27 protein-coding genes and 1 tRNA gene are annotated in these 25,729 nt (G+C 65.1%); 17 read left to right on the top strand and 11 right to left on the bottom strand.

What is annotated here, in order from left to right:
• The 8 genes from VNC39_RS11675 to VNC39_RS11710 all read left to right on the top strand — a co-directional run.
• The coding region (locus VNC39_RS11675) for a coproporphyrinogen-III oxidase family protein (protein ID WP_408840633.1) at positions 1–682 on the top strand (682 nt) is incomplete at its 5' end.
• A 30-nt stretch (positions 683–712) separates the two neighbouring features.
• Positions 713–2,110 carry a threonine synthase gene (thrC, locus tag VNC39_RS11680; RefSeq protein WP_325399378.1) on the top strand — a complete coding sequence of 466 codons (1,398 nt, stop codon included), beginning with the start codon at positions 713–715 and terminating at the stop codon, positions 2,108–2,110.
• Between the two features lie 3 nt (positions 2,111–2,113).
• Positions 2,114–3,379: a M16 family metallopeptidase gene (locus VNC39_RS11685; RefSeq protein ID WP_325399380.1), complete on the top strand. Its 1,266-nt coding sequence runs from the start codon at positions 2,114–2,116 to the stop codon at positions 3,377–3,379.
• Positions 3,376–4,680, top strand: a complete 1,305-nt coding sequence (locus VNC39_RS11690) for a TldD/PmbA family protein (protein WP_325399382.1) — start codon at positions 3,376–3,378, stop codon at positions 4,678–4,680. Before VNC39_RS11685 ends, VNC39_RS11690 begins: the two co-directional genes overlap by 4 nt.
• A 330-nt stretch (positions 4,681–5,010) precedes the next feature.
• Positions 5,011–7,923 (top strand): FAD-binding and (Fe-S)-binding domain-containing protein, encoded by a 2,913-nt coding sequence (locus VNC39_RS11695; protein WP_325399384.1) that lies wholly within the window; start codon positions 5,011–5,013, stop codon positions 7,921–7,923.
• 221 nt (positions 7,924–8,144) lie between these two features.
• Positions 8,145–9,635, top strand: a complete 1,491-nt coding sequence (locus VNC39_RS11700; protein ID WP_325399386.1) for an amidase — start codon at positions 8,145–8,147, stop codon at positions 9,633–9,635.
• Between the two features lie 276 nt (positions 9,636–9,911).
• Positions 9,912–11,117 carry an MFS transporter gene (locus VNC39_RS11705; RefSeq protein WP_325399388.1) on the top strand — a complete coding sequence of 402 codons (1,206 nt, stop codon included), beginning with the start codon at positions 9,912–9,914 and terminating at the stop codon, positions 11,115–11,117.
• 375 nt (positions 11,118–11,492) lie between these two features.
• On the top strand, positions 11,493–12,701 hold the full coding sequence (locus VNC39_RS11710) for a hypothetical protein (RefSeq protein WP_325399390.1): 1,209 nt from the start codon (positions 11,493–11,495) through the stop codon (positions 12,699–12,701).
• Positions 12,702–12,810: 109 nt separating this feature from the next.
• On the opposite strand, the gene VNC39_RS11715 is transcribed toward VNC39_RS11710, so the two are convergent.
• Together VNC39_RS11715 and VNC39_RS11720 are read right to left on the bottom strand one after the other, a co-directional pair.
• On the bottom strand, positions 12,811–13,059 hold the full coding sequence (locus tag VNC39_RS11715) for a hypothetical protein (protein ID WP_325399392.1): 249 nt from the start codon (positions 13,057–13,059) through the stop codon (positions 12,811–12,813).
• Between the two features lie 170 nt (positions 13,060–13,229).
• Positions 13,230–13,811 carry a TetR/AcrR family transcriptional regulator gene (locus VNC39_RS11720; protein ID WP_325399394.1) on the bottom strand — a complete coding sequence of 194 codons (582 nt, stop codon included), beginning with the start codon at positions 13,809–13,811 and terminating at the stop codon, positions 13,230–13,232.
• 201 nt (positions 13,812–14,012) lie between these two features.
• On the opposite strand from VNC39_RS11720, the gene VNC39_RS11725 reads away from it, so the two are divergent.
• From VNC39_RS11725 to VNC39_RS11735, 3 genes are all read left to right on the top strand, one after another.
• A complete protein-coding gene (locus VNC39_RS11725) occupies positions 14,013–14,177 on the top strand; it encodes a hypothetical protein (protein ID WP_325399396.1) in 165 nt (54 codons plus the stop codon).
• Between the two features lie 73 nt (positions 14,178–14,250).
• Entirely contained in the window at positions 14,251–14,454 is a 204-nt protein-coding gene (locus VNC39_RS11730) for a hypothetical protein (RefSeq protein WP_325399398.1), read from the top strand.
• A gap of 62 nt (positions 14,455–14,516) precedes the next feature.
• Positions 14,517–14,750: a hypothetical protein gene (locus VNC39_RS11735; protein WP_325399400.1), complete on the top strand. Its 234-nt coding sequence runs from the start codon at positions 14,517–14,519 to the stop codon at positions 14,748–14,750.
• Positions 14,751–14,885: 135 nt separating this feature from the next.
• Here VNC39_RS11735 and VNC39_RS11740 read toward each other — a convergent pair.
• Positions 14,886–14,960: transfer RNA gene (locus VNC39_RS11740), tRNA-Met, on the bottom strand.
• 315 nt (positions 14,961–15,275) lie between these two features.
• Here VNC39_RS11740 and VNC39_RS11745 point away from each other — a divergent pair.
• Positions 15,276–15,860, top strand: a complete 585-nt coding sequence (locus tag VNC39_RS11745; RefSeq protein WP_325399402.1) for a Maf family protein — start codon at positions 15,276–15,278, stop codon at positions 15,858–15,860.
• Here the strand turns inward: VNC39_RS11745 and VNC39_RS11750 are convergent.
• The 5 genes from VNC39_RS11750 to VNC39_RS11770 all read right to left on the bottom strand — a co-directional run bounded on the left by VNC39_RS11750 (position 15,790) and on the right by VNC39_RS11770 (position 19,556).
• Positions 15,790–16,218, bottom strand: a complete 429-nt coding sequence (locus tag VNC39_RS11750) for a helix-turn-helix transcriptional regulator (RefSeq protein WP_325399403.1) — start codon at positions 16,216–16,218, stop codon at positions 15,790–15,792. The two genes, VNC39_RS11745 and VNC39_RS11750, sit on opposite strands and share 71 nt — an antisense overlap.
• A gap of 151 nt (positions 16,219–16,369) precedes the next feature.
• On the bottom strand, positions 16,370–16,888 hold the full coding sequence (locus VNC39_RS11755) for a Smr/MutS family protein (RefSeq protein ID WP_325399405.1): 519 nt from the start codon (positions 16,886–16,888) through the stop codon (positions 16,370–16,372).
• Positions 16,889–16,957: 69 nt separating this feature from the next.
• Positions 16,958–17,638, bottom strand: a complete 681-nt coding sequence (locus tag VNC39_RS11760; RefSeq protein ID WP_325399407.1) for a LutC/YkgG family protein — start codon at positions 17,636–17,638, stop codon at positions 16,958–16,960.
• Positions 17,635–19,074 (bottom strand): LutB/LldF family L-lactate oxidation iron-sulfur protein, encoded by a 1,440-nt coding sequence (locus tag VNC39_RS11765; RefSeq protein WP_325399409.1) that lies wholly within the window; start codon positions 19,072–19,074, stop codon positions 17,635–17,637. Before VNC39_RS11765 ends, VNC39_RS11760 begins: the two co-directional genes overlap by 4 nt.
• Before the next feature lie 278 nt (positions 19,075–19,352).
• A complete protein-coding gene (locus VNC39_RS11770; protein WP_325399411.1) occupies positions 19,353–19,556 on the bottom strand; it encodes a DUF1192 domain-containing protein in 204 nt (67 codons plus the stop codon).
• A 127-nt stretch (positions 19,557–19,683) separates the two neighbouring features.
• On the opposite strand from VNC39_RS11770, the gene VNC39_RS11775 reads away from it, so the two are divergent.
• Entirely contained in the window at positions 19,684–20,253 is a 570-nt protein-coding gene (locus tag VNC39_RS11775; RefSeq protein WP_325399413.1) for a DUF1013 domain-containing protein, read from the top strand.
• A gap of 182 nt (positions 20,254–20,435) precedes the next feature.
• Here the strand turns inward: VNC39_RS11775 and VNC39_RS11780 are convergent, their stop codons facing one another.
• Positions 20,436–20,603, bottom strand: coding sequence for a YdcH family protein (locus tag VNC39_RS11780; protein ID WP_325399415.1), 168 nt, complete (start codon positions 20,601–20,603; stop codon positions 20,436–20,438).
• A gap of 172 nt (positions 20,604–20,775) precedes the next feature.
• On the opposite strand from VNC39_RS11780, the gene VNC39_RS11785 reads away from it, so the two are divergent.
• Genes VNC39_RS11785 through VNC39_RS11795 form a run of 3 tightly spaced genes read left to right on the top strand, consistent with a single transcriptional unit; the run spans position 20,776 to position 22,576 of the window.
• The gene (locus tag VNC39_RS11785) at positions 20,776–20,979 is read left to right on the top strand and encodes a YdcH family protein (RefSeq protein ID WP_325399417.1); all 204 of its coding nucleotides are present in this window, start codon (positions 20,776–20,778) and stop codon (positions 20,977–20,979) included.
• Positions 20,976–21,461 carry a 5-(carboxyamino)imidazole ribonucleotide mutase gene (gene purE, locus VNC39_RS11790; RefSeq protein WP_325399419.1) on the top strand — a complete coding sequence of 162 codons (486 nt, stop codon included), beginning with the start codon at positions 20,976–20,978 and terminating at the stop codon, positions 21,459–21,461. Before VNC39_RS11785 ends, purE begins: the two co-directional genes overlap by 4 nt.
• Positions 21,458–22,576: a 5-(carboxyamino)imidazole ribonucleotide synthase gene (locus VNC39_RS11795; protein ID WP_325399421.1), complete on the top strand. Its 1,119-nt coding sequence runs from the start codon at positions 21,458–21,460 to the stop codon at positions 22,574–22,576. Before purE ends, VNC39_RS11795 begins: the two co-directional genes overlap by 4 nt.
• A gap of 118 nt (positions 22,577–22,694) precedes the next feature.
• Here VNC39_RS11795 and VNC39_RS11800 read toward each other — a convergent pair whose 3' ends face one another.
• Positions 22,695–23,768 carry a glycosyltransferase family 4 protein gene (locus VNC39_RS11800; protein ID WP_325399423.1) on the bottom strand — a complete coding sequence of 358 codons (1,074 nt, stop codon included), beginning with the start codon at positions 23,766–23,768 and terminating at the stop codon, positions 22,695–22,697.
• On the bottom strand, positions 23,746–24,654 hold the full coding sequence (locus VNC39_RS11805; protein WP_325399425.1) for a UDP-2,3-diacylglucosamine diphosphatase: 909 nt from the start codon (positions 24,652–24,654) through the stop codon (positions 23,746–23,748). The genes VNC39_RS11800 and VNC39_RS11805 overlap by 23 nt, the downstream gene beginning before the upstream one ends.
• 169 nt (positions 24,655–24,823) lie before the next feature.
• Here VNC39_RS11805 and VNC39_RS11810 point away from each other — a divergent pair, with 169 nt between their 5' ends.
• Positions 24,824–25,693: a diacylglycerol/lipid kinase family protein gene (locus VNC39_RS11810; protein WP_325399427.1), complete on the top strand. Its 870-nt coding sequence runs from the start codon at positions 24,824–24,826 to the stop codon at positions 25,691–25,693.
• Positions 25,694–25,729: the final 36 nt, after the last annotated feature.

Here is a 25,729-nt window from a genome sequence, read left to right on the forward strand (position 1 = left end):
GTTCGACCTGATCTATGCAAGGCCGGGGCAGGAGGAGGCGGGCTGGCGCGCGGAGTTGCGCCGGGCTTTGTCGCTCGCCGCCGATCATTTGTCGCTCTATCAGCTCACCATCGAGCCCGGCACGCGCTTTGCGGTGCTGCATGGGCGGGGCGAATTCGTGCTGCCGGAGGAGGAGCTGGCGGCGCGCTTATATGACGCCACGGCGGAAGAGGCGGCGTGCTTCGGCCTCGAACCGTACGAGATTTCCAACTACGCCAGGCCGGGCGGCGAGAGCCGGCACAATCTCGCCTATTGGCGCTATCAGGATTATGCCGGCATCGGCCCCGGCGCGCATGGCCGCCTTTCCTTGCGCGACGGGCTGGTCGCTACCGCGCGGCATCGCGGCCCGGAAGCCTGGGCCGATCTGGTGGAACGCGGCGGCAGCGGCGCCCACCAGGAGCAGCTCGTCGCGCCGGAAGAGCGCGCCCGCGAGGCGCTGCTGATGGGGTTGCGCCTGGCCTCCGGCATATCTCTGGACGATTTTGCCGCTCGCACCGGCGTGGCGCTGGCGGACGCGGTCGAGCCGGGCATTTTGGCCGCCTGCATTGAAGAAGACTATCTGCGCCTGACTGACGCGGCCCTCATTGCCACCCTTGAGGGCCGCAAGCGGCTGGACGCATTGCTGCCGGCTTTGGTCAGATAGTATAGGCCGGGCGGAACGAAGGGACGACGAATGCTTTATATGTCTACGAGAGGCCGGGCAGAGCCAAAGGATTTTGCGGGCGTGCTGCTGGCCGGGCTGGGGTCCGATGGCGGGCTCTATATGCCGGAAAGCTGGCCGCGTTTCTCCGCCGCCGAGCTGCGCGCCTTGCGCGGCCTCCCTTACGCGGAGCTGGCCGCCCGGGTGATCGCTCCCTTCGTCGGCGATTGCATCGCCTTCGCCGATTTGCAGGCGATGTGCCGGCGCGCTTATGCCGGGTTCGCGCACCCCGCCATTGTGCCCTTGGTGCAGCTCGACAGCGCGATCTTCGCCCTGGAACTGTTCCACGGCCCGACCTTGGCCTTCAAGGATCTGGCCCTGCAGCTCGCCGGGCATCTGTTCGACCATGTGCTGGCGCAGCGTGACGAGCGCGTGTGCATCGTCGGCGCCACCTCGGGGGATACCGGCTCGGCGGCGATCGAGGCCATGGCCGGGCGGGACCGCGTCGACATCACCATTCTCCACCCTGAGGGCCGCACCAGCGAGGTGCAGCGCCGGCAGATGACCACGGTCACCGCCCCGAACGTGCTGAACGTCGCCGTCAAGGGCAATTTCGACGATTGCCAGGATCTGGTGAAGGCGATGTTCGCCGATGCGCCGTTCCGCCGGGAGATGAACCTTTCGGCGGTCAATTCCATCAATTTCGCGCGCATCGCCGCGCAGATCCCTTATTATGTCGCGGCGGCGCTCGCGCTGGGCGCGCCGGACCGGGAGGTGGCGGTTTCCGTGCCCACCGGCAATTTCGGCAATGTGCTGGCCGCCTGGGCCGCCCGGCAGATGGGCGTGCCGGTGCAGAAATTCATCGTCGCGAGCAATCGTAACGATATTTTGTGCCGCTTTCTGAACGCCAACGATATGAGCGTGCGCGGCGTGGAGCCGAGCCTGTCGCCCTCCATGGACATCCAGGTCAGCTCGAATTTCGAGCGCCTGCTGTTCGAGCTGCTGGACCGTGACGCCGCCGCCACCGAAGCTACCATGGCCGATTTCCGCGCCACCGGCCGGATGGCGGTGCCGGACGGGAAATGGCAGGAAATCCGCCGCGAATTCTCCGGGTTTCGCTTAAGCGACGAGGGCACTTTGGCGGAAATCGCCCGCACCTGGCGCGACGCGGCCTACCTCGCTGACCCGCATACGGCGGTCGCCGTCGCGGCGGCGCGGGAGCAGGGGCCGGTCGGCCTGCCGGTGATCGTCGCCGCCACCGCCCACCCCGCGAAGTTCCCGGACGCGATCGAGCAGGCCGTCGGTTTCCGCCCGGCCCTACCGCCGCATCTTTCCGACCTATATGAGAGGAAGGAGCAATATGAGCGTGCCCCCAACGAGCTCGCGGCGATCGAGACGCTGGTGCGGAATTTTGCGAACAGGAACAGATGATTAATGAGTGAACAAGTCGAGATTACCACGCTGCCCTCCGGTTTGACCGTGCTCACCGAGCGGATGGACCGGGTCGAGACCGTCTCCTTCGGCGCCTATATCGGCGCCGGCACGCGGCAGGAGACGGCGGCGGAGAACGGGGTGGCGCATTTTCTCGAACATATGGCGTTCAAGGGCACGACCGGCCGCAGCGCGGTCGACATCGCCGAGGCGGTGGAGGATGTCGGCGGCCACATCAACGCCTACACCTCGCGCGAGCAGACCGCTTATTACGTGAAAATGCTCAAAGAAGATCTCGGCCTCGGCGTCGACATCATCGGCGACATTCTCTGCCACTCGATCTTCGAGCCCGAGGAGCTGGAGCGCGAGCGCGGGGTGATCCTGCAGGAAATCGGCCAGGCCAACGACACGCCGGACGACATCATTTTCGACCATTTCCAGTCCGCCGCCTATCCCGGCCAGCCGATGGGCCGCCCGGTGCTGGGCACCGAGGACATCATCCGCAACATGAGGCGCGAGGCGCTGCCCGGCTTCATGAGCGCGCATTACACGCCGGAGACCATGGTCATTGCCGCTTCCGGCAATCTGCGCCACGCCGAAGTGGTGGATCTGGTCGCCCAGCATTTTGCCGATCTGCCCAAGGCGGCGCGCTTTGAACCGCTGCCGGCCGACTATACCGGCGGCGAGTATCGCGAGGACCGCGATCTCGACCAGGCGCATCTGGTGCTGGGCTTTTCCGCGCCCGGCTATGGCGAGCCGGATTATTACCCGTCGATGCTGCTCTCCACCCTGCTCGGCGGCGGCATGTCTTCGCGGCTGTTCCAGGAAATCCGCGAAAAGCGCGGTTTGGTTTATTCCATCTACAGCTTCACCGCGCCGGCGCGCGATGGCGGCCTGTTCGGCATCTATGCCGGCACCGGCGAATCCGAGGCGGCGGAGCTGATCCCGGTCACGCTCGAGGAGCTGGGCAAGGTGCAGCATCAGGTGACCGAGGTGGAACTGCGCCGCGCCAAGGCGCAGCTCAAGGCCGGGCTGCTGATGTCGCTGGAATCCACCGGCAGCCGCTGCGAGCAGCTCGCCCGCCAATGGCAGATTTTCGGCCGCGTGATTCCGGTTGCGGAGACCGTGGCGAAGATCGAGCGGGTGACCGAGGCGGACATCCACAGCGCGGCGGCGAAAATCTTCCGCCAACGCCCGACCATCGCCACCATCGGCCCGATCGCGCAGGTGCCGAAGCTCGCCGCCATCGCCGATCGTCTGGCGGCATGAGCGCGCTGCTCGACCAGGCCGCCGCCCTCCTGGCCGCTGCCAAGGCGGCCGGGGCGGATGTGGCGGAGACGGTGATGAGCACCGGGACTGCGGTCTCGGTACAGCGCCGGCTTGGCAAGATCGAGGAGACCGAGCGCGCCGAATCCCGCGAGCTCGGCCTGCGCGTGTTTATCGGCAAACGCAGCGCCTCGGTCTCGGCCAGCGCCATCGATCCCGCTGCCTTCACGCGCCTCGCGGAACAGGCCGTCGCCATGGCGCGCGTCGTGCCGGAGGATATTTACGCGGAGATCCCCCAGGCCCCGGCGCCGATGGACGTGAAGTCCCTGGACCTCGACGACCCGGTCGAGCCCTCGGCGGAAATTCTCATCGCCCGCGCCGCTGCGGCGGAAGAGGCCGCGCTCGCGGTGCCTGGCATCACCAATTCCGAGGGCGCGTCCGCCTCCTGGTCGCGCAGCGATTTTCTCCTCGCCACCACGCGCGGCTTCGCCGGTTTCTACACCCGCTCCAACCATGCCGTTTCCGCGACCGCGATCGCCGGCGCGGGCACGGAGATGCAGCGCGATTACGATTTTTCCTCGGTCGCGCATGCTGCTGATCTCGACGATCCGGCCGCGCTCGGCGCCAAGGCCGCCGAGCGGGCGCTCGCCCGGCTGCGCCCGGCCCGCCCGAAGACGGCCCGGCTGCCGGTGGTCTTCGATCCCCGCGTTTCCAACAGCATGCTCGGTCATCTCTCCGGCGCGATCCACGGCGCGTCGGTCGCCCGCGGCACTTCCTTCCTGAAGGAGAGTCTGGGCAAGCCGGTTTTCGCCGCGGGCCTTCGCATCATCGACGACCCGCTGCGCGTGCGCGGCCGCCGCTCCCGGCCGTTCGACCGCGAAGGCCAGCCCGGTACGGTCCGTGCCTTCATTGTGGACGGCGTGCTGACCAGCTGGATTCTCGACACCCGCAGCGCCAACCAACTCGGCCTGAAAACCACCGGCCATGCCGGTGGCACCAGTAATTTCTACCTCGCACCCGGCACGCTGACCCCGGCCGCCTTGATGGCCGACATCGCCGAAGGGCTCTACGTGACCGAAATGCTCGGCTCGAGCGTGAACGGCATTACCGGCGATTATTCGCGCGGCGCCGCCGGCTTCATGATCCGCAACGGAATCCTCGCCGAGCCGGTGGCCGAGTTCACCATCGCCGGCAATCTCAAGGACATGTTCCTGCACCTCACGCCGGCCGACGATCTGGTCTTCAAGCGCGGCACGGATGCGCCGACTCTGCGCATCGAGGGCATGACGCTGGCGGGGGCTTAAGGAAGGAAGCAAGAAGCCGCTTTTTTGAAAAAAAGCGGCGCAAAAAACTTTCCTTTAAACTGGGCCGAGGGCGGTGAAACCAGCACGGCCCAAAGTTAACAAAGTTTTTTTGCTACTTTTTGTTCACAAAAAGTAGCGCTTCCTTTCTTCCTTAAGCGGAATTGCATGCATTTTTTTGGCTCGTAACGGCCGCTGGCGGCGGGGTGTTCGCCATTCTCGCGGCTGCTCTGCTGCCATCGCATTGAATTTTGCATTCAATTATGTCAGCCTCTTTCCCATAAGTGGGGGAACAAAATGGCGACGGTATTACGGCCAGGGCTTGAGCGGCGTTTGACATCCGAAATCGACGGTGAGGTGCTGTTCGATCGCTTCAGCCGCGGCCGCTATGCCACCGACGCCTCGCATTATCAGATGATGCCGCTCGGCGTGGTCGTGCCGAAGACCATGGAAGGCGCGTTGCGTGCCATGGCGCTGGCCCGGGAGGAGGGCGTGCCGGTGACGCCGCGCGGCGGCGGGACCTCGCAATGCGGCCAGACCATCAATCGCGGCCTGGTCATCGACAATTCCAAATATCTGAACCGCATCCTGTCCCTGGACGTCGAGGCTAAAAGCTGCGTGGTGGAACCGGGGATCGTGCTGGACGATCTCAACCGGCAGCTCAAAAAGCACGGGCTGTATTTCCCCGTGGATGTTTCCACCGCCTCGCGCGCGACCATCGGCGGCATGGCCGGCAATAATTCCTGCGGCGGCCGCTCGCTGCGCTACGGCACCATGCGCGACAACGTGGTGGCGATCGACGCCGTGCTGGCGGACGGTTCGGCCATGCATTTCGGCGAGATTTCCGCCGATCTTTCAGAGCTCAACGATCCCGCGCGGCGGGATCTGGCGGCGAAGCTGCTGGGCATCGGCGCGCGCGAGGCCGGTGAAGTGGCGGCGAATTTCCCGCAGGTGCAGCGCCGTGTCGGCGGTTATAACCTTGATGCGCTGAACCCGGCGCCGGGCCGGGTGAATCTCTCGCATATCCTGGTCGGCTCCGAGGGCACGCTGGCCTATTCCACCGCCATCGAGCTCAAGCTCTGGCCCTTGCTGGGCCGGCGCGGCGTGGGCGTGTGCCATTTCGGCTCGTTCTATGCCGCCATGGATGCCGCGCAGCATCTGGTGAAGCTGAAGCCCATCGCCATCGAACTGGTGGACGCGACCATGATCGGGCTGGCGCGCGAGATCCCGATGTTCCGCCCGACACTGGAAGCCGTCGTGAAAGGCAAGCCGGAGGCGCTGCTGCTGGTGGAATTCGCCGAGGACGAGGCGGAGAATGAGCTTCGGCTCGAGCGCCTGTCCGAGCTGATGGGCGATCTCGGCTTCGGCTTCGACCGCCAGGGCGCGCATTGGGGCGGCGTGGTCAAGGTGCTGGACCCGGCGTTGCAGGCGGCGATCACCGATCTGCGCACCTCGGGGCTGAACATCATGATGTCCATGAAGGACCAGCGCAAGCCGATCTCCTTTGTCGAGGATTGCGCCGTGCCCTTGCCGCATCTCGCCGAATACACGGCCAAACTCACGGAAGTGTTCGAGAAGCACGGCACCAAGGGCACCTGGTACGCCCATGCCTCGGAAGGCTGCCTGCATGTGCGCCCGGTGCTGAATTTGCGCCTGGAGAAGGATGTGGCGGCGATGCGCGCCATAGCGGAGGAAGCGTTCGACCTAGTCCGTGCATATAAGGGCTCGCATTCCGGCGAGCATGGCGACGGGCTGGTGCGCAGCGAGTTCCACGAGAAAATGTTCGGCACCCGGCTGGTCCGCGCCTTCGAGGAGGTGAAGGAGGTTTTCGATCCCGCCGACGCCCTCAATCCGGGCAAGATCGTGCATCCGTCCCGGTTCGATGACCGGTCGCTGTTCCGCTACAAGCCGGATTACGCGGTCAAGGATTTCCAGCCGGCGCTGGACTGGTCCGAGTATCCCGGCGCGGTTGGCGGCCTGCAGGGCGCGGTGGAGATGTGCAACAATAACGGCGCCTGCCGGAAGCTGGAGGGCGGGGCGATGTGCCCCTCCTACCGCGCCACGCGCGATGAGCAGCATGTCACCCGAGGCCGTGCCAATAGTTTGCGCCTGGCCCTCTCCGGCCAGATCGGGGAGGACGCTTTTGCGTCCGACGCGATGGCGGAGACCATGAAACTCTGCGTCTCCTGCAAGGCCTGCAAGCGCGAATGCCCGACCGGCGTGGATATGGCGCGGATGAAGATCGAGGTACTGGCCGCGCGCGCGCAGAAACACGGCCTGTCGCTGCGCGACCGGCTGGTGGGGCATCTGCCGCGCTATGCGCCTTATGCCGCTTATCTCGCGCCCTTGCTCAATCTGCGGAATCGGATTCCCGCGCTCGCCAAACTCACGGAGGCACTGGTCGGCTTCAGCGCCCGGCGCAGCCTGCCGGTCTGGCGGCGCGACCGTTTCACGCCGACGGTCGGCGCGCAGGGCCGGGCGGACGGCCCGGAAGTGGTGCTCTGGGCGGACACGTTCAACGCCGCCTTCGAGCCGGAAAACATTCATGCCGCCATCGCCACCCTCACCGGCGCGGGGTACCGCGTGCATGTGGCGCGGCCGTCGGGCGGTGGGCGCCCGCTTTGCTGCGGCCGTACCTATCTCTCGGTCGGCGATGTCGGCGCCGCCAAGGCGGAGATGGCCCGCACGCTGGCGGTGCTGGAGCCGTTCGTGATGAGCGGCATTCCGGTGCTGGGGTTGGAGCCGAGCTGCCTGTTTTCCTTCCGTGATGAAGTGCGCGCGCTGCTTCCCGGCAAGGCCGCGCAAGCTGTGGCGGCGCAGGCCATGCTGGTGGAGGAGTTCATCGCCCGCGAAATCAAGGCCGGCCGCTTCGCGCCGCGCCTCGCCAAGGTAGCGGAGCGGGCCGTGCTGCACGGCCATTGCCATCAGAAGGCGTTCGGCGCGATGAGCGCGGTGCAGACCGCCCTCGGCCTGATCCCGGACCTGAAAGTGGAAACCATCGAGTCCAGCTGCTGCGGCATGGCCGGCGCGTTCGGCTACCAGGCCGAGACCATCGATGTGTCGTTGCGCATGGCTGAACTCAGCCTGCTGCCCGCGGTGCGCGCGGCATCGCCGGACACGCTTGTGGTGGCCGACGGCACCTCCTGCCGGCACCAGATCCATGACGGTGCCGGGCGCGAGGCGGTGCATGTGGTGCGGGTGCTGGCGGCCAGCATGGAAAAAGCAGAGAAAGAGGCCGCTTTTTGAAAAAAGCGGCGCAAAAACTTTTGTTTATGCTGGGCCGGAGGCTGCGTCGCTGACAACGCCCATGCCCTCCGGGGCTATTCCAACGGTGCTACGCACTGCCGGAACCTTCAGCCCCTCCGCCCAGCATAACAAAGTTTTTTTTGCTACTTTTTGTTCACAGAAAGTAGTGCTTCCTTACTTACTTAACTTACTTAGCTCACGCCGCCTTTAACGGAGTTCCGATGACCCAAGCGACCGAACCCTGCGATCTTTCCGCCACCGAGGCGCGCCGCCTGATCGGCTTGAAGCAACTTTCGCCGGTGGAGTTGCTGGACAGCAATTTGCGGCGGATCGAGGCCGTGAACCCTGCGGTGAACGCGGTGGTGGCGATGGATGTGCCGGCGGCGCGCGCCGCCGCGCAGGCGGCCGAGGCGGCGGTGATGCGCGGCGAGGTGCTGGGCGCGCTGCATGGCCTGCCGGTGGGGGTGAAGGATCTCGAAGAAACCGCCGGGCTGCGCACCACGTTCGGCAGCCCGCTTTTCAAGGACAATGTGCCGGCCAAGGATGAGCGCAGCGTGGCGTCTATCCGCGCCGCCGGCGGCATTATTTTCGCGAAGACCAACACGCCGGAATTCGGCGCCGGGGCGAACACCCGCAACGCCGTGTACGGGGCCACCGGCAATCCGTTCGACCCGCTGCGCTCGGCCGCCGGCTCGTCCGGCGGCTCGGCCGTGGCGCTCGCCTGCGGCATGGCCGCGCTCTGCACCGGCTCGGACATGGGCGGCAGTTTGCGCAATCCGGCGGCATTCAACGGCATTGTCGGCATGCGTCCCTCGCCGGAGATGATGCCGGTGGAGAAGCAGCTCCATGGCTGGTCGCCGCTCTCGGTGCACGGGCCGATGGCGCGCAATGTCGCGGATCTCGCGTTGCTGTTCTCCGCCATGACCGGCATCGACCAGCGCGCCCCGCTCTCGCGGCCGGTCGCCGCCGCGCCGGGTGAATTCTCGCCCCCGCCTGGCCTCGATCTCTCGCGCCTGCGCGTCGCCATCACCCCGGATTTCGGCTTCGCCCTGGTCGAGCAGCGGATCAAGGACGTGTTCTTCGACCGCGTCGAGCGGCTGCGCCCGCATGTCGCGAAACTCGAAATCGCGGCGCCGGACTGCACCGGCACCGACGAGGCTTTCGCCGTGCTGCGCGGTCTGGCGTTCGTGGCGTCGCACAGCGCGCGCGCGGCGAAGACGCCGGATCTGGTTTCGCCCAACATCCACGCCAATCTGGAGGAGGCGCGGGGCTACGGCATCGCCGAGCTCGCCGCGGCGCTCTCCGCGCAGACCGCGATCTACCGGCGCTGGCAGGCGTTCTATGAGCAGTACGATTTGCTGCTGGCCCCGGCGATGGCGATCAGCCCGCAACCCTGGTCGCAGCTCTATCCCAAGGAGATCGATGGCCAGGCGATGAAGAGCTATTATCAGTGGCTGGCCCCGGCCTATGCGGTGTCTCTGGTCGGCCATCCGGCGCTCTCGCTCCCGGTGGGGCTGGACAGCGACGGCATGCCCTTCGGCCTACAGATCGTCGGCCCGCGCCATGGCGATACGCGGGTGATCGCCGCGGCCGCCGTGCTGGAGCAGGTTTTCGCCGCCGATGCGCTCACGCGCCGCCCGTTGCCGGATCTCGCCGCGTTGCAGGCCCGTGCGCCGCTTTCCGAGACGCCGGGTTTTTATGGGTATGGCTGAAAAGGGAAGGGAAGGAAGAAAGACCTACTTTTTGTGAACAAAAAGTAGCAAAAAAACTTTGTTTACTTTGGGCCCGTGCCGGTTTCACCGCCTCAGGCCCAGCGTAAAGAAAGTTTTTGCGCCGCTTTTTTCAAAAAGCGGCCACTTCCTTACTTAGCATGGCACGGTCCCAAAACTGGGGGATGCGTTCCGGCAGTCAGATGCACTAACCTGTGGTCCCCCTTGCGCGTTGCGGCTGCAAACGCGGGCGCGAGAGCCAACAAAAAGGTCCCGAGTGTGAGCCAGAGCACGATCGCCGTTCCCTATAAGGCCCCGAGCACCGCGTTCCCCGTCCTGGGGGCGATCAGCTTCTGCCACATGCTGAACGACATGATGCAGGCGCTGCTGCTGGCGAGCTATCCGCTCCTGAAGAGCGGGTTCAATCTCAGCTTCGGCCAGATCGGCCTGCTCACATTGGTTTTCCAGTGCACCGCCTCACTGCTGCAACCGCTGGTCGGGCACTATACCGATCGCAAGCCGCAGCCTTACTCTTTGCCCATCGGCATGGCTTTTTCGCTGTCCGGCCTGGTGATTCTGGCCAAAGCGCCGGATTACGCGGTCCTGCTCTGCGGCGCGGCTTTGCTGGGCGTCGGCTCTTCGATTTTCCATCCGGAGTCCTCGCGCATCGCCCGGCTCGCCTCGGGCGGGCGGCATGGTCTGGCGCAATCGGTGTTTCAGGTAGGCGGCAATTTCGGGCAGGCGCTGGGGCCGCTGATGGTGGCCTTCCTGGTGCTGCCTTATGGCCGGGGCAGCCTGGCCTGGTTCGGCTTCCTGGCGCTGCTCGGCATGGTGATCCTCAGCGTGCTCGGCCAATGGTACAAGACCGCCATGGTGACGCGGGCGCCGGCGAAGCAGCGCAACGTGACGGCGCCACTCAGCAAGGGCCAGGCGGCGCGTGCCATTGCCGTTCTGATGGCGTTGATATTCTCGAAGTTTTTCTACCTGGCGAGCTTCATCAGCTACTACATCTTCTACCTGATGCAGCGCTTCAGCCTGCGGACGGAGGATGCGCAGATCGATTTGTTCGTGTTCCTCGCGGCGGCGGCGGTGGGCACCGTGGTGGGCGGGCCGATCGGCGACCGCTTCGGCCGCAAGCATGTCATCTGGGGTTCAATTCTCGGTGTGCTGCCGTTCACCCTGATCCTGCCGCATGTCGGGCTCACGGCCACGATCGTGCTCAGCATCGTGATCGGGCTCATCCTTTCCTCGGCGTTTTCGGCCATCATCGTTTACGCCCAGGAGATTCTGCCCGGCCGGGTCGGCATGGTGTCGGGCTTGTTCTTCGGCCTGGCCTTTGGCCTGGGCGGCATCGGCGCTGCGGTTCTGGGCGAGCTCGCGGACTGGACCAGCATCGGTTTCGTGTACCAGCTGTGCGCCTTCCTGCCGGCCATCGGCTTGCTCACGATGTTCCTGCCGGATCTCCGTTCGGTCGAGGCGCGCTAGACGGAAGCGCGTCTCTCGTTTGAGGCGTGCTGGAAGGCAGGGCGCGGGGCGGGTTGTCGGCGCAACTGGCGGTTGGTGGTGCCGTCTGGCGTGATGCCATAACGTTTGCGCTGTTCATTTTGCAACGATGGCCGGACGCCCGCAGCGGGCCCGGTTGTTTCGATCACAAGTTGCCTCCCTGACGCGGCCTAAGAAACCCGCAGACCAAGCTGACGGGCGGCAGCTCAGCCATTTGGGAGTGATGCTGCCGTGATATGCGCCGCGCCCGTGTTTTCGCGTTCGTCCCGCCTAGCTTGGGGCCTCGGCCTGTGCCTGGCCATTTCAGGCTGTACGGGGGCGCAATTTTCTTCCCCTGATTCGCCGGGCACGGAATCGGTGAGCCAGCTGCAGACCAGCACCTATCAGGACGGGTTCGCCGCCGGCCAGCGTTTGCAGGCCCAGATGGATCGCGGCGCCAAGAACGCGTCGACGGATCAAGCGGCGCGCGATGCCCAGCAGGTCGCGGTGGCCAGCGCCTATTCTGAAGGCGTGGCAGACGGCAAAACCGCCCAAGCGGCGCAAGACCGGCCGCAGATGACCGGGGCGCAACCCTCCGGCGGCGCGTCGCAGGCGGCGCAACGGGTCGCCTTTGTCGAGGGCGAGGCCAAAGGGCGGCAGGAACAGGGACAGGCGGATCAGGCGCAACTCGCCGCCGTGTCGGCGGCGCAGCCGACGGCGGGGGCGGTACAGGCGGCGCAGCAGACCGGCTTCACTCGCGGCGAAAGCCAGGGGCGGCAGGAACAGGCGCAGGCGGACCAGGCGCAGCTCGCCGCCGCCGCTTCGGCGCAGCCTGCGGCGGCTTCGTTGCAGGCGGCGCAACAGACCGGCTTCACCCGCGGCGAAGGCCAAGGGCGGCAGGAACAGGCGCAGGCGGATCAGGCTCAGCTCGCCGCGGCGGCAGCGGCGCGGCCCACGGCGGCAGCGCTCCAGGAAGCGCAGCAGGCCGGCTTCACCCGCGGCGAAGGCCAAGGGCGGCAGGAACAGGCACAGGCGGACCAGGCGAAAATAGATGCCGCGTCGGAGGCGGCGCGGCCCGCGGCGGCTTCATTGCAGGAGGCGCAACAGACCGGCTTCACTCAGGGTGAGACGGCGGGACGGCAGGCGCAGGCGCAGGCGGATCAGGCGCAACTTGCCGCCGCGTCGGCGGCGCGGCCTGCGGCGGCTTCGCTGCAGGACGCACAACAGACCGGCTTCACCCAGGGCGAGGCTAAAGGGCGGCAGGAACAGGCACAGGCGGACCAGGCGCAACTCACCGCCGCGTCGAGCGAGGCGCGGCCCGCGGCTTCGTTGCAGGCCGCACAGCGGAGCGGCTTCGCCCAGGGCGAAGCGGCGGGGCGGCAGGCGCAAGCGCAGGCGGATCAGGCGCAAATCGCCGCCGCGCGGGACGAGGAGGCGAAGGCGAAGGCCGCGTTGGCGGCGTCGCCCGGCACGTCCGCGCAACTCGCGCAGCAGGCGGTGCAGGAGACGCAGGAAATGCAGCAGATTTCCCGGCTCTGCCATGTCCCGCTGCCGGAGGGTTCGCCGAACCCGAACGCGCCGCCCTAAAAAGCCTAACGGGCGGAGAGCGTGAACTCTCCGCCCGCAAGGCTGAACGCTGCATTTTCAGGCGGGAACGCGGCGTCGTCCCGCGCCCTGAAGATTATCTAAGCCTGCGTTAGTAATAACGCCATTTGCCGTGCTTGCGCACGCGATAGTTATAGTATTTTCCATTATATTTGTATTTATAATGCTTGCCCTGATAGCGGTAATAGGATGCGTGATGCAGATCATGCGACGTAGGCGCGCCGGCATGGACGGCTTGCATTTGCTCCGGAGACGCAACCGCATTTCCAGTGCCGGAAACATATAAAAATCCCGCCAACGCGATCGACGATAGTGTCATTAACGGCTTCAGCGACCTCATGATGACCTCCCGCTGTGAATTTGGGCCTGATGCCCAAGGAGAGAACCTTCAAAGCACAAGGTTGGGGAGTCGCTCAACGTGCCTGTTTGGAGGATGTCAAAAACCGCCTCCGGGGGAGGGGGGCGCATGGCGTCCGGGGCCCGGCATTTGGGGGGGCGTCGCCCGGCGGTCTAATGCAGGACTGTCTCGAAAATCATGCGCTTGTAGCGCGTCAACGGGACATCGCTGCGCTGGGTTTTGGCGACGACAATGGCGCCCTGCAGCGCCGCGAACAGGAAGCAGGCAGCATCCTCACAACGATAATCTTCCGGCAATTCGCCGGCCGCCACGGCCGCTTTCAGGCAGTCGGCGAAGGCGTGCCGGATATCCTCGAACATTTCGACCAGGCGCAGCCGCATGGTTTCGAACTGCTCAACGACCTCGGCGCCGAAATTGCCGAACAGGCAACCGCGGCGCATGTCGGTGCCGTTCTGGACGGCGATGATATGGTCGACATAGGCGCGGATGCGGTCGAGTGGCTGCAAGGCCGGGTTGCTCAGCGTCTCGGCGATATGTACCCGGCTGTTGCGGTAATACAGTTCGAGAATTTCGAGACCAAACGCTTCCTTCGAGGCGAAATGGTTGGTGAAGGAGCCCAACGGCACCTGCGCGGCCTGGGCGATGTCCCGCACGCTGGCGCCGCCGAAGCCGCGCTCATGCACGATGCGGAGGCCCTCAGTGAGAATCTTGGTACGGTTTGATGGTTTCGCCATGGCAATAGAATACGGTCGTACGTATTAAAGATCAAGGGCTCGTGAAGTCCCTGCCCGACCCCATTCCGTTTCCACATAGCAGCTTCCGGACCCTTGCGGCCAGAGAATGGCTCTTGGCGGTTGATCGTGTACGTACGTACGTATATATCCCTGACCATGCCGGCCCGACGAGGCGCCGGCGGTTTCAAAAGGATGTTTCAGATGTTCCGTTTCACTAAATTCTTGCCCGCCTTCGCTCTGGCGATCGCGCTGTCGCCGCTGGCAGCGCACGCACAGACCGCGCCGCATCAGGCCAATGGCAGCAACCAGACCATCGTGCAGAGCGGCCCGGCGAACCAGCAGTTCCCGGCCTCCACCGGCGGCTGACATCTTCGCCCGTTTTCAAACCCGACCACGACGTCAGGCCCGTCTGGGCCGTGATCCAGAAAGGTTCCATCCGATGTTTAGCGCTTCGAAATTCCTGCCGGCGATGGCTTTGGCCGTCGCGCTGTCCCCGCTGGCGGCTCACGCCGGCAGCACCCAGGCCTATCAGACCCCGCAAAATCACGCGCAGGTCGACGCTGTCACGCCGAGCTCCGCCACCATCGCGAACCCGACGCGGGTGTACACCAACAACGCGTTTCCCGACTCCTTCGGCGGTTAACCAACCCGCGCCCACGCCCTCGGCCCGTCCCACTCCGGCCGAATCTGATTAAGGTTTTCCAAATGACTTACTTGACCAAACGACTTGCTCTCCTTGGCCTGGCCGTGAGCCTGACACCGCTTGCCGCCCAGGCGCGCACCGATGCGCCGCATTTGATGCCGCAACATGTCACCATGCCGGCAGAGCAACCTTGCTGGGTGACGAATTTTGGCTTCCTGCCGACCACCTGCAAGCCGTCCGTCTGCGTTGACGTGCAAAAGGGCTTCTGGCCGCGTCCGGACGACTGCGCCCGCTAAACCTCTGGTTCAACCCGCCAAACCCAACGATGGCTGCCGTCAATCCCTGGAAATATCCTCGGGTTCCCGACAGCCGTCGTGGCGAGGGGCCCAAGCCCCAGGGCGAAAGTTCGTTGATATTTCGAGGAATTTCACTGGTAGCGACGGGCGGATTTGAACCACCGACCAAGGGATTATGATTCCCCTGCTCTACCGCTGAGCTACGCCGCCATGCAGTGACCCAGCGGGTTAATGCCTCGCCGCCGGGAAGTCAATGCACCGAAGGTGGCAAGATTTCGTGGGTTTTTGATCGTTTCAGCCGGCGTCGGTTCGCCCTGTTCCGGCACCGGCGCGAAGCGCCGGCGAGGCCGGTCGAGCCCTTTCCCGCACCCGCGGCGATTTGCGGCGACAGGCGGGGCCATGGTGGTTTAGAACTTGCCGTCAGAACGAGGGGGGCGCCGGCGGGGCGCCGATGATCGTCATCTGGGGCAAAACGAGATTGAGTGAAAAATTGCTGTTGGCGCGCCGTTGTGGAAGGATGGCGTCGTGATCATCCTTGCCAGCGGCTCGGCCGCGCGCCGCACGTTGCTGCGGCAGGCCGGCGTCGAATGTCTTTCCATGCCGGCCGACGTCGATGAGGCGGCGTTGAAAACATCCCTGCCAATGTCGGAGCCCGGCGCGCTGGCCCAGGCGCTGGCCGCCGCCAAGGCGGCCAGCGTGTCGTCCCGCGTCCCGACGGCGCTGGTGATCGGCGCGGATCAGCTGCTGGTTTGCGAAGGGCGGCGTTTCGACAAGCCGCGCGACGTGCCGGAGGCGGCCCGGCATCTGCGCTTCCTGTCCGGCCGCACCCATGCGCTGGTGACTTCCGTGTGCGTGTACCGGGCGGGGAAGCCGGTTTGGAGCCACATCGCCGAAGCGCGGCTCACCATGCGGCCGCTTTCCGAGGGCTTCATGGCGGATTATCTGGCGGCGGAAGGCGCGGCGGTGCTGGGCTCGGTCGGCGTGTACCGGCTGGAAGGCCGCGGCGCCCAGCTCTTCACGCGAATCGAGGGCGATTTTTTCACGATTCTTGGTCTGAACCTGCTGCCTTTGCTCGCTTTCCTGCGCGAGGCCGGTGCGCTTCCAGCGTGACCGGGCGCGCCTGGTCCAGCAATTGCTGCATCGCCGTCACGGTTTGCGGGTCGAGATGGCGCAGTTCGCGGACAATCCGGTTGCCCAGGGCGGTCTGCTCCGGCGTCATCCCCGCCGCGTTCAGCTTCAACCGCGGGCGGGACAGTTTCGCCAGGGCCTTCAACTCGTCGGCGTCGTCCCAGATCAGGCCGAAAAACTCGCAAATCTGGTGGATCAGCCCCGCCGATGGCGCGCCGCGCCGCCCATGTTCCAAAGCGGAAAGATAAGCGGGCGAAACCTCGATCGCGGCCGCCATGTCCTGCTGCAGTATCCCGCGTTCGGCCCGCAACTGGCGCAGTTTTTCGCCGAAGGGAGTCAAGGAAGGACTACTTTTTGTGAATAAAAAGTAGCAAAAAAACTTTGTTTACGCTGGGTCACGGGCATTGTCCCCGCCACCGCCCATGGCCCAGCATAACAAAAGTTTTTGCGCCGCTTTTTTCAAAAAGCGGCTTCTTTCTTGTACTCATTTCCTACCGAATCCGCCGCAGCAGCACGCGCACCGCGCCGGTATTGGCGGCGTGAGGGTGGGCGATGGCGAGGATCATCGGCCGCAGGCGGGGGGCGTTCAGCCAGTGCGGCAGTTCGTGCGCGAGGATTTCGCCATTGCCGGTGATGATTTCGATGCAGCGTTCCTGCTCGGCATAGGCGCGCTCGACGAACAGGATCACGGCGCGATGCGCCCGGGCGGCGGTGTGGCCGTGCAGGTCCAGCCGCGCGGTGGCGCGGATCTTGCCGGTGACGAATTTCTTCCAGGTCGCCTTGTCCAGCCCGGACGGGGTGATGGCGATGCCGATCGGCGAGCTGAAGGCGGGCGTTTTCGGTGGCTTTGCCGGGGGCGCAGAGGCTTGTTCCGGCGCCGCTTCGGGCGGCGCCTCGGGCGCCACGGGCAGGCGCGTGCGGCCCGGCATCAGCCGTGTGAGCGTCTGGCCGTAAGCCGCCCAGAGTTTGAGGTCAGCCTCGGAGAGGCCCTTGGCGCGCAATCGTCTCATATCGGTTTAATATGAGACGTGAATCGCGCGCCCAGATCAAGCCGCAGCCTTCATCGTGGGGATGAATGTTCAGCTTTCGTCGACGATCAGCACATGCAGCGACCGCGGCCCGTGCGCCCCCAGCTCCAGCGTCTGTTCGATGTCGGCCGAGCGCGAGGGGCCGGTGATCATCATCACGTTGCGCGGCATGCCCGCGCGTTCGGTGCGCAGCAGGTCGAACGCATCCTCATAGGCGCCGACGATGCGCGCGGCGCGGATCACGGCGATGGCGGTGTCCGAGAGCAAATTGTTGGTGGTCGGCCGTTCCGGGCCGGAGGGCATCATCAGCGTGCCGGTTTCGGCGATGCCGGCGAAAGCCTGGGTTACGGTGACCGGGTCGGTCGGTTCGGCCTTGCCGAATCGGACCTTGAGGAGCGGCGTGTCCGCGAACGGAATCGCCTGCAGTTCCGGGTGCGGCGATACCGTGATTTCCGCGGCGATGTTCTGCGCCGCGAGATAGGCGCTGATCGCGCCCGGCACGGCGGCAAAATCAGGCAGGCGCTGCACCGTGCCGAATTCACGCAGAACATTGTCCATGAACGAGGCCACGAGGCGAGCGGAATCGCCCTGGCCGCGCGCCGGCACCAGATGGCGCGGATGGGTCGCAAGCCGCCCGGCCAGCATCGCTTGCTGGTCGGCGGGCAAGGGGCCGCGCTTCAGCCCGCGGCGGATATTGCCGATGATGGCGCTGCGGCCGGGATCCTGGCTCATGACCGGCCTCCCGCATTGCGCTGCCGCTGCGCCGCTGCGTAACGGGCGAAGAACGTGTCACCTTCGGGAGACGGGAAATCCCGCCCTTTGGTCCAGCCGCCCAGGAAGGGCAGGCGCGGCAGATGTCCGCCCCGGCGGCCGAGGAGGCCGAGCCCGATTGCCGCCATGCGGGTGCCGAACCGGTACAGGCCGGGCCGGCGCGCGAACCAGGCCCAGAAGCTCAGCCCGTAGCGCATGGCGGACGGCGTGAGGTGGCGCTCGAACTCGCGTTCGCGCCAATGCCGCATCAGCCCCGTGAGCGGGATTTTCACCGGGCACACGCTCTCGCATTTGCCGCAGAACGTGCTGGCATTGGGCAGTTGCCCGGCCTCGTCCACGCCCACCAGCATCGGTGTGAGCACCGAGCCCATCGGCCCCGGATAGGTCGAGCCGTAGGCATGGCCGCCGACGACGCCATAGACCGGGCAGTGATTCATGCAGGCGGCGCAGCGGATGCAGCGCAGCATCTCCTGGAACTCCGTGCCGACCATGCCGGAGCGGCCATTATCGACCAGCACCACGTGATATTCCTCCGGCCCGTCCGGATCGCCGGGGCGGCGGGCGCCGGTGGAGAAGGTGGTGTAGACGGAAATATCCTGCCCGGTGGCCGAGCGCGCCAGCACCCGCAGCAGAGACAGCGTGTCTTCGACGGTCGGCACCACTTTTTCGATGCTGGTGACCACCACATGCACGCGCGGCAGGGTCTGGGTGAGATCGCCATTGCCTTCATTGGTGACGATGACCGAGGTGCCGGTCTCGGCGATGAGGAAATTGGCCCCGGTGATGCCCATGTCGGCGGCGAAGAATTTGTTCCGCAATTGCAGCCGCGCTTCGGACTGGATGTCCCGCGCGTCGCGGAACACGCGGTCGGCGGGCAGGTCGGTGTGGCTCTTGCGGAAGGTCTCCTCCCAATCCTCGCGGTTGAGGTGGAAGGCCGGGCCGATGATGTGGCTGGGCGGCTCGTGGCGCAGCTGCAGAATATATTCGGCGAGGTCGGTTTCGACCGGGGTCACGCCATTGGCTTCCAGATAGTCGTTGAGGTGGATCTCCTCAGTGACCATCGACTTGCCCTTGGTCACGGTCTTCGCGCCGGCTTTGCGGGCGATCTCCAGCACGGTCTTGCGGGCGTCCTCGGCGGTGGCGCACCAATGCACGATGCCGCCGGACTTCTCCACATTGGCGGCATAGGTTTCCAGGTAGAAATCCAGGTTGGCGATCGCGTGGTTCTTGATGTCCCGGGCTTCATCGCGCAGCGCCTCGAATTCCGGCAGCCGTTCCACCGCCGCCAAACGCTTTTTCGCATATTGTGGCCGCGCCCGGGTCAGCGCCCGCTGCAGCCCGGCATTTGCCATGGCGCTGGTGGCGTTTTCCTTGAAGGTTCGGCTGGTCTGCAGCATATCCGTGGCTCCGTTGGAGGCGATCGTCCCGAAAAATGAATCGCCCGCTTAAATCAGGCTCTTAAGGCGCGATAATGGGTGAGTTTGGCGGCCGGGTCCAGCCTTCCGGCGCACGGGGCTGCGTAAGCAAGCAAAGGAAAGGGCTTCTTTTTGTGAACAAAAAGAAGCAAAAAAACTTTGTTATGCTGGGCCATGGGCTTGGGCGGCGACACAGCCTAGGCCCAGCATAGTAAAAGTTTTTGCGCCGCTTTTTTCAAAAAGCGGCTACTTTCTTGCTTCTAGCCCTGGGGCGGCGTTTTGAAGAAGGCGGCGGCGGCGTTGCGATGCGCCTGTTTCGCGCCGATCGCCTGCCGCACCCGCAGAATTTCGGCTTCGAGATCGGCGATATAGGCCTCCAGCTCCTCGACCCCCAGCAAGTCGAGCGGCGGGGGAAGCAGAAGTTTTTTTGTCGGCCGGGGGAGATCTTCGTCGGAATTTGTCATAATATCACCTTGACCAAGGGTAGCGTGGGGTTCCATACCCCGACCAAGTCGGACTTGCGAACCGCGAGCGCCCATTTCTTACCGTTCCAGGCGCATCAGGCCTGTGACGTTAAAAGGTATTCGAAACATGTCTCTTCCTTTGATGCCCAAAGCTACTGCTGTTTGGTTGATTGACAAGACGGGGCTGACCTTCGAGCAGATCGCCGATTTCTGCGGTATGCACCCGCTGGAGGTTCAGGCCATCGCCGACGGCGAGGTGGCGCAGGGCATTAATGGCTACGACCCGGTGGCGAACAAGCAGGTGACCGCCGAGGACATCGCGCGCTGCGAGGCCAATCCGGCGCTGCGGCTGAAGCTGCTGGCCGCCGCCGAGCAGCAGCAGAAGAAGCCGAAAGGCGGCCGTTATACCCCGGTGGCCAAGCGCAACGACCGGCCGGACGCGATCGCCTTCCTGCTCCGCAATTTTCCCCATCTTTCGGATGCGCAGATCGTCAAGCTGCTTGGCACCACCAAGGACACGATCCAGAAGATCCGTGACCGCTCGCACTGGAACAGCAGCAACATCAAGCCGCGCGACCCGGTGATCCTGGGCCTGTGCAAGCAGTCCGACCTGAATGACGCGGTGGCCGCGGCCAATGACCGCCTGGCGCGGGAAGGCCTGACCCCGCCGGCGCCGCTGCCCTCTGAAGCGGCTTAAGTCAGGAAGAAAGCGCTACTTTTTGTGAACAAAAAGTAGCAAAAAAACTTTGTTATGCTGGGCCATGGGTGTGGCGCTGACACAGCCTCAGGCCCAGCATCGTAAAAGTTTTGCGCCGCTTTTTTCAAAAAGCGGCCTCTTTCTAACTAGTCGTCATTGCCGAGCGGGTCCGGCCCGCTTGGTCATGACATCTTCAGCCGTTCCATCTCTTCCTTGAGTCGCAATTTCTCGACCTTCATTCGCGTGAGCTCCGTATCGTCAGGGCGGGGCCGGCGGTCTTCCGCGGAAATTTTGCTTTCCAGATTGGCATGCCGCAATTTCAGGGTGTCGAGGTGCGATTTCAGGTTCATAGTACGTCCTTCACCAATTGACGTCGCGAAACCTGGAGTCCCGAACCTTCGGGCGAAGCATTCGTGACTTCCAGGAAAATCAGGCTAGACCCGCCGCCACGATATTGTCATCTAAAAACATGGCGATAAAATTCCGGTTCCAGGTTTCACGAATTCCATCTATTGCTCCCGCATGCTGACTGATAAGGACAATCTGTTGCGGCGCCTGCACGCATTGCGCAGCGAACACCGGGATCTCGATACCGTGATCGCGCGGCTCACGGAGTTCGGCCCGATAGATCATCTGCAGATGCAGCGTCTGAAAAAGCGCAAACTGGGACTGAAGGATGAAATCGCCTGGCTGGAAAGCCGGCTGATCCCGGACCGCACGGCATGAGCGCACCTCTGGTCGGGATTATCATGGGCAGTCGCTCCGACTGGCCGGTCATGCAGCATGCGGCCGAGATGCTGGCGCGCCTGGGCGTGCCGTATGAGGCCAAGGTGGTGTCGGCGCACCGCACGCCGAAGCGGCTTTATGATTACGCCGGTTCGGCGGAGGCGCGGGGGCTCAAGATCATCATCGCCGGGGCCGGCGGCGCGGCGCATCTGCCTGGCATGGCAGCGTCCATGACCAATCTGCCGGTGCTCGGCGTGCCGGTGCCGGCGACCGCCTTGCAGGGCCAGGATGCCTTGCTTTCGATCGTGCAGATGCCGGGCGGCATTCCGGTCGGCACGCTGGCCATCGGCAAGCCCGGGGCGATCAATGCCGGTCTGCTGGCCGCCTCGATCCTGGCGCTGTCCGACCCGGAACTGCGCGACCGCGTGGCCCGCCTGCGGGCCGAACAGACCGACTCCGTGCCGGAGACCCCTGAACCATGAGCCTTGCCCCCGGTGCCACCATCGGCATCATCGGTGGTGGTCAGCTCGGCCGCATGTCCGCGATGGCGGCGGCGCGGCTCGGCTACCGCGTCTGCATCTTCTCACCCGAGGGCCACGGCCCGGCCTCCCATGTCGCGGCGCAGACCATTGTCGCGCCTTACACCGACCATGGCGCCCTGGCCGATTTCGCCGCCTCGGTGGATGTGGTGACGTTCGAGTTCGAGAATGTGCCGGCGGACGGGCTGGACCTGCTCGCAGCACTCCGCCCGGTGCATCCCAGCCCGGCGATCCTGCGCATCAGCCAGGACCGGCTGCTGGAAAAGCAGTTCCTCAACGATGCCGGCATCGCTACCGCCCCCTGGGCGGCGGTGACCAGCGAGGCGGAATTGGCCGAGGCGATGCCGAAGCTCGGCCTGCCCGCGGTGCTGAAAACCACGCGGCTCGGCTATGACGGCAAGGGCCAGGCCATGCTGCGCGCGCCCGAGGATGCGGCATCGGCCTTCGCCGCCCTGATGCCGAAACCGCTGGTGCTGGAAGGCTTCGTCGATTTCGCGGCGGAGATTTCCGTGATGGTGGCGCGCGGCGCGGATGGCACCATCACCGCCTTCGACACCGTGGAAAACCGCCACAAGCACCATATTCTCGACCTCACGCTGGCGCCGGCGCCGCTGTCGCCGGAGCTGCTGGCCGAGGCCGGGGAGATCGCCCGCACGGTCGCCGAAAAGCTCGAACTGATCGGCCTGCTGGGCGTCGAGATGTTCGTCACCGCCGACGGCCGGCTGCTGGTCAACGAAATCGCGCCGCGGCCGCATAATTCCGGCCATTGGACCATCGATGCCTGCCCGGTCAGCCAGTTCGAGATGCATATCCGCGCCGTTGCCGGCCTGCCTCTGCCGCCGGCGAGCCGGCATTCCGACGCGGTGATGAAGAACCTGGTCGGGCCCGAGGACATGGCGCATTGGCCGGCGATTCTCGCCACGCCGGGGCTGATCCCGCACCATTACGGCAAAACCGAAGCCCGGCCCGGCCGCAAGATGGGGCATGTGACGAAATTGTTCCCCAAAGGCGCGCTGCCCGGAGAGTTCGGCATCGAGGACGCGCTGAAGGTAGATTAGGAAGGCAAGCGCTACTTTTTGTGAACAAAAAGTAGCAAAAAAACTTTGTTTACTTTGGGCCCGTGCCGTTTGAGCGCCTCAGGCCCAGCGTAAAGTAAAAGTTTTTGCGCCGCTTTTTTCAAAAAGCGGCTGCTTTCTTCTCTTCTGCCGGCACAAGATTGTCCAAAAACCGCTGCGCGCAGGAATCCCAGGAAAACTGTTCGGCGTAAGGGCGGCAGGCACTGCGATCGATGGCGAGCGCCGCCAGCGCGGCCTGGCCGAGATCTTCATTGAGCGCGCCGACCGGCATCGGCGCTTCGCCCAGAATGTCCTTGGGACCTGTGACGGGATAGGCTGCCACCGGCAAGCCCGAGGCCAGGGCTTCCAGAACCACGAGCCCGAACGTGTCGGTCTTGGACGGGAATACGAACACATCCGCGCCGGCATAGGCGGCGGCCAGGGCCGCGCCGTGCCGTGCCCCGGCGAAATGCACGTCAGGGTAGGCCCGTTCGAGCGCCTTGCGCTGCGGGCCGTCGCCGACCACCAGCTTCGAGCCGGGGAGTTTCAGGTCCAGGAAGGCCGGGAGATTCTTCTCCACCGCGACCCGGCCGACATAGGCGAAAATCGGCCGGGGTAGATCCCAGGCCTCTTTCGGCTCGAGGCTGAAGGCGGCGAGGTCCACGCCGCGCGACCAGGCGCGCACATTTTTGAACCCCCGGGCGGTCAGCTCGTCGCGCAGGGACTGGGTCGCCACCATCACGCCCGCGCCGCCGCCATGGAACCAGCGCAGCCAGGCATAGGTGAGCGAGAGCGGGATGCCGGTTCGCGCCTGCAGATATTCCGCGAAGCGCGTGTGGAAGGCGGTGGTGAATGCGAGGCCGCGCTTCTTCGCGTAGGCGCGGGCGGCCATTCCGAGCGGGCCTTCGGTGGCGATATGCAGCGCGTCCGGGGCGAAATCGTCGATCAGCCGGGCTAATTTTCGGCCCGGGAACAGCGCCAGCCTGATTTCCGGATAAGAGGGCATCGGCACGGTCTTGAATCGGTCGGGGCCGATCACGTCCACGGTCAAACCGCGGTCGCGCAACGCCTCGGCCACGGTGCGCAAGGTGCGCACCACACCGTTCACCTGCGGCGCCCAGGCGTCGCTGATGATGAGAATGCGTTTGATGCCGGGGGCGGCCGAGGGGCGATCAGGTTCGGGCTGGTAGAGCACTGGCCGCTTCGGCGTCTTGTTGTCCGGCGCCGAACTCGGCCGCCATGGCCTGCATCACGGCCTCTTTGGTGGCGCGGGGGCGGCCCGTGGGTTTGGCCAGCAGCGAGAGCTTGTTGCGCGCCACCCAGTCCACCAGTTCCAGCTTGCCGTCGCTATGCTCGACCAGGGCGGTGCAGCTTTCCACCCAGTCGCCGTCGTTCAGATAGAGCACGCCGTTCACGGTGCGCATTTCGGCATGGTGGATATGGCCGCACACCACCCCGTCGAAGCCGCGGCGGCGGGCATCGTCGGCGAGCGCCGTCTCGAACCGGTCGATCGCCTTCACCGCTTCCTTCACCTGCAGCTTCAGCCAGGCGGAGAGTGACCAGTATGGATAGCCGAGCCGCACGCGGATCTGGTTGAAATAACGGTTCAGGCCGAGCGCCATGGTGTAGGCCCAGTCGCCCAGCAGAGCTAAAATTTTGGCGTGCCGTACCACGGAGTCGAAGGCGTCGCCGTGGGTGATCAGCAGGCGCTTGCCGTCGGCGGTGGTGTGCTCGGTCTCCATCTGCAGCTTCACGCCGCAGATTTCCGGGCTCAGCGGCACATATTTGCGCATCACCTCGTCATGGTTGCCCGGCACATACACCACGTTGGTGCCGCCGCGCGCGGCGCGCAGGATCAGCCGCAGCACCTCGTCATGGTGGTGGTCCCAGAACCAGGAGCGGCGCAGCCGCCAGCCATCGATGATGTCACCGACGAGGTATAGATTTTCACAGGAGACTGATCTCAAAAAGTCGGCAAGGAACTCGGCGCGGCAGCCTCGGGTTCCAAGATGCGCGTCCGAAATGAAAACGCTGCGATACGCGGTGGTGGCCATGGCGTGGGATGACACGGGAGCGTTCATGGCCTAGGCAATAGGCCGCGCGGCGTTGCCGAAGACAGTGAAAATTCCATGACGTTTCCTGTAGATTTTTTAAAATGCGATGTCATTGAAACATCATTGTAATGACATAGGCAAGACGCATTTCTCGGGCATGGGGGCGGTTTACGGTCGGCCTATGGGGATTCGCGCAATGCTGGTCATCTTTAATCCCATCGCCGGGCGAAGGCGGGCCACGGCCCTGTGGCGTGTGCTCGATCTGCTGGTCGAGAACGGCATCAACGTCGAGGTGGCGGAGACGAAATATGCCGGTCACGCAACGGTGCTGGCCCGTGAGGCGGCGGAAGCGGGCCGCCTGATGGTGGTCGCGGCCGGCGGGGATGGCACCATCGCCGAGGTCGCGAACGGGTTGCTCGGCAGCGACACCGCGCTCGGCATCATCCCGCTCGGCACCGCCAATGTCCTGGCCAAGGAGTACAAGCTGTCGACCACGGCACGCGGCATAGCCAACGCCCTGGCCTATAAGCGCACCCAGCCGCTCTGGCCGGGCGTGGTGCGGTTGCGCGGGCGCGACCAGGTGTTCGTGCAGATGGTGGGGCTCGGCTTCGATGGCGCCGTGGTGCACGGGCTGCAGCCGCTGCTGAAACGCGCCATCGGCCGCGGCGCCTATGTCTGGCAATCGCTCTGGGAATCGGTGGCCTACCCGTTCCCCTGCGTCCGCCTCACCGTCGACGGCCATGATTACGAGGCGGCCAGCGTCGTCGTGAGCAAGGGGCGGCTCTATGGCGGCCCGTATCTGCTGGCGCCCAACGCCATGTCGACCGCACCGGGCTTCCAGGTCGCGCTGTTCGAGAGGCCCGGCACGTTTCCCGCCCTGCTCGCCGGGGCCGCTTTGCCGCTGGGGCTGTTGCCGCATTGCCCGGGCGTGCGGGTGGTCGCCGGCAGCGATATTACGTTCGTCAACAACGACGAGATCATGACGCAGTCGGACGGCGACGCCTTGCCGTGCACGCCGGCCGCGGTGGTGAACGCCGCCCGCCCGATTTCCCTCATCGTCGGCTGATCCCCTCCGAGCGCGCGCCCGGTCCGGCTCCAAAAA

The organism is Acidocella sp. (genome assembly GCF_035535915.1).
Classification (GTDB): Bacteria; Pseudomonadota; Alphaproteobacteria; order Acetobacterales; family Acetobacteraceae; genus Acidocella.

Excerpts from the sequence above, each read along its gene's own strand:
- VNC39_RS11805 (WP_325399425.1), bottom strand. The coding sequence starts at position 24,654 with ATGAACGCTCCCGTGTCATCCCACGCCATGGCCACCACCGCGTATCGC.
- purE (WP_325399419.1), top strand. The coding sequence starts at position 20,976 with ATGAGCGCACCTCTGGTCGGGATTATCATGGGCAGTCGCTCCGACTGG.
- VNC39_RS11730 (WP_325399398.1), top strand. The coding sequence starts at position 14,251 with ATGTTTAGCGCTTCGAAATTCCTGCCGGCGATGGCTTTGGCCGTCGCG.
- VNC39_RS11780 (WP_325399415.1), bottom strand. The coding sequence starts at position 20,603 with ATGAACCTGAAATCGCACCTCGACACCCTGAAATTGCGGCATGCCAAT.
- VNC39_RS11785 (WP_325399417.1), top strand. The coding sequence starts at position 20,776 with ATGCTGACTGATAAGGACAATCTGTTGCGGCGCCTGCACGCATTGCGC.
- thrC (WP_325399378.1), top strand. The coding sequence starts at position 713 with ATGCTTTATATGTCTACGAGAGGCCGGGCAGAGCCAAAGGATTTTGCG.
- VNC39_RS11795 (WP_325399421.1), top strand. The coding sequence starts at position 21,458 with ATGAGCCTTGCCCCCGGTGCCACCATCGGCATCATCGGTGGTGGTCAG.
- VNC39_RS11755 (WP_325399405.1), bottom strand. The coding sequence starts at position 16,888 with ATGAGACGATTGCGCGCCAAGGGCCTCTCCGAGGCTGACCTCAAACTC.
- VNC39_RS11765 (WP_325399409.1), bottom strand. The coding sequence starts at position 19,074 with ATGCTGCAGACCAGCCGAACCTTCAAGGAAAACGCCACCAGCGCCATG.
- VNC39_RS11700 (WP_325399386.1), top strand. The coding sequence starts at position 8,145 with ATGACCCAAGCGACCGAACCCTGCGATCTTTCCGCCACCGAGGCGCGC.
- VNC39_RS11720 (WP_325399394.1), bottom strand. The coding sequence starts at position 13,811 with ATGGCGAAACCATCAAACCGTACCAAGATTCTCACTGAGGGCCTCCGC.
- VNC39_RS11685 (WP_325399380.1), top strand. The coding sequence starts at position 2,114 with ATGAGTGAACAAGTCGAGATTACCACGCTGCCCTCCGGTTTGACCGTG.
- VNC39_RS11690 (WP_325399382.1), top strand. The coding sequence starts at position 3,376 with ATGAGCGCGCTGCTCGACCAGGCCGCCGCCCTCCTGGCCGCTGCCAAG.
- VNC39_RS11810 (WP_325399427.1), top strand. The coding sequence starts at position 24,824 with ATGCTGGTCATCTTTAATCCCATCGCCGGGCGAAGGCGGGCCACGGCC.
- VNC39_RS11760 (WP_325399407.1), bottom strand. The coding sequence starts at position 17,638 with ATGAGCCAGGATCCCGGCCGCAGCGCCATCATCGGCAATATCCGCCGC.
- VNC39_RS11725 (WP_325399396.1), top strand. The coding sequence starts at position 14,013 with ATGTTCCGTTTCACTAAATTCTTGCCCGCCTTCGCTCTGGCGATCGCG.
- VNC39_RS11775 (WP_325399413.1), top strand. The coding sequence starts at position 19,684 with ATGTCTCTTCCTTTGATGCCCAAAGCTACTGCTGTTTGGTTGATTGAC.
- VNC39_RS11770 (WP_325399411.1), bottom strand. The coding sequence starts at position 19,556 with ATGACAAATTCCGACGAAGATCTCCCCCGGCCGACAAAAAAACTTCTG.
- VNC39_RS11715 (WP_325399392.1), bottom strand. The coding sequence starts at position 13,059 with ATGAGGTCGCTGAAGCCGTTAATGACACTATCGTCGATCGCGTTGGCG.
- VNC39_RS11735 (WP_325399400.1), top strand. The coding sequence starts at position 14,517 with ATGACTTACTTGACCAAACGACTTGCTCTCCTTGGCCTGGCCGTGAGC.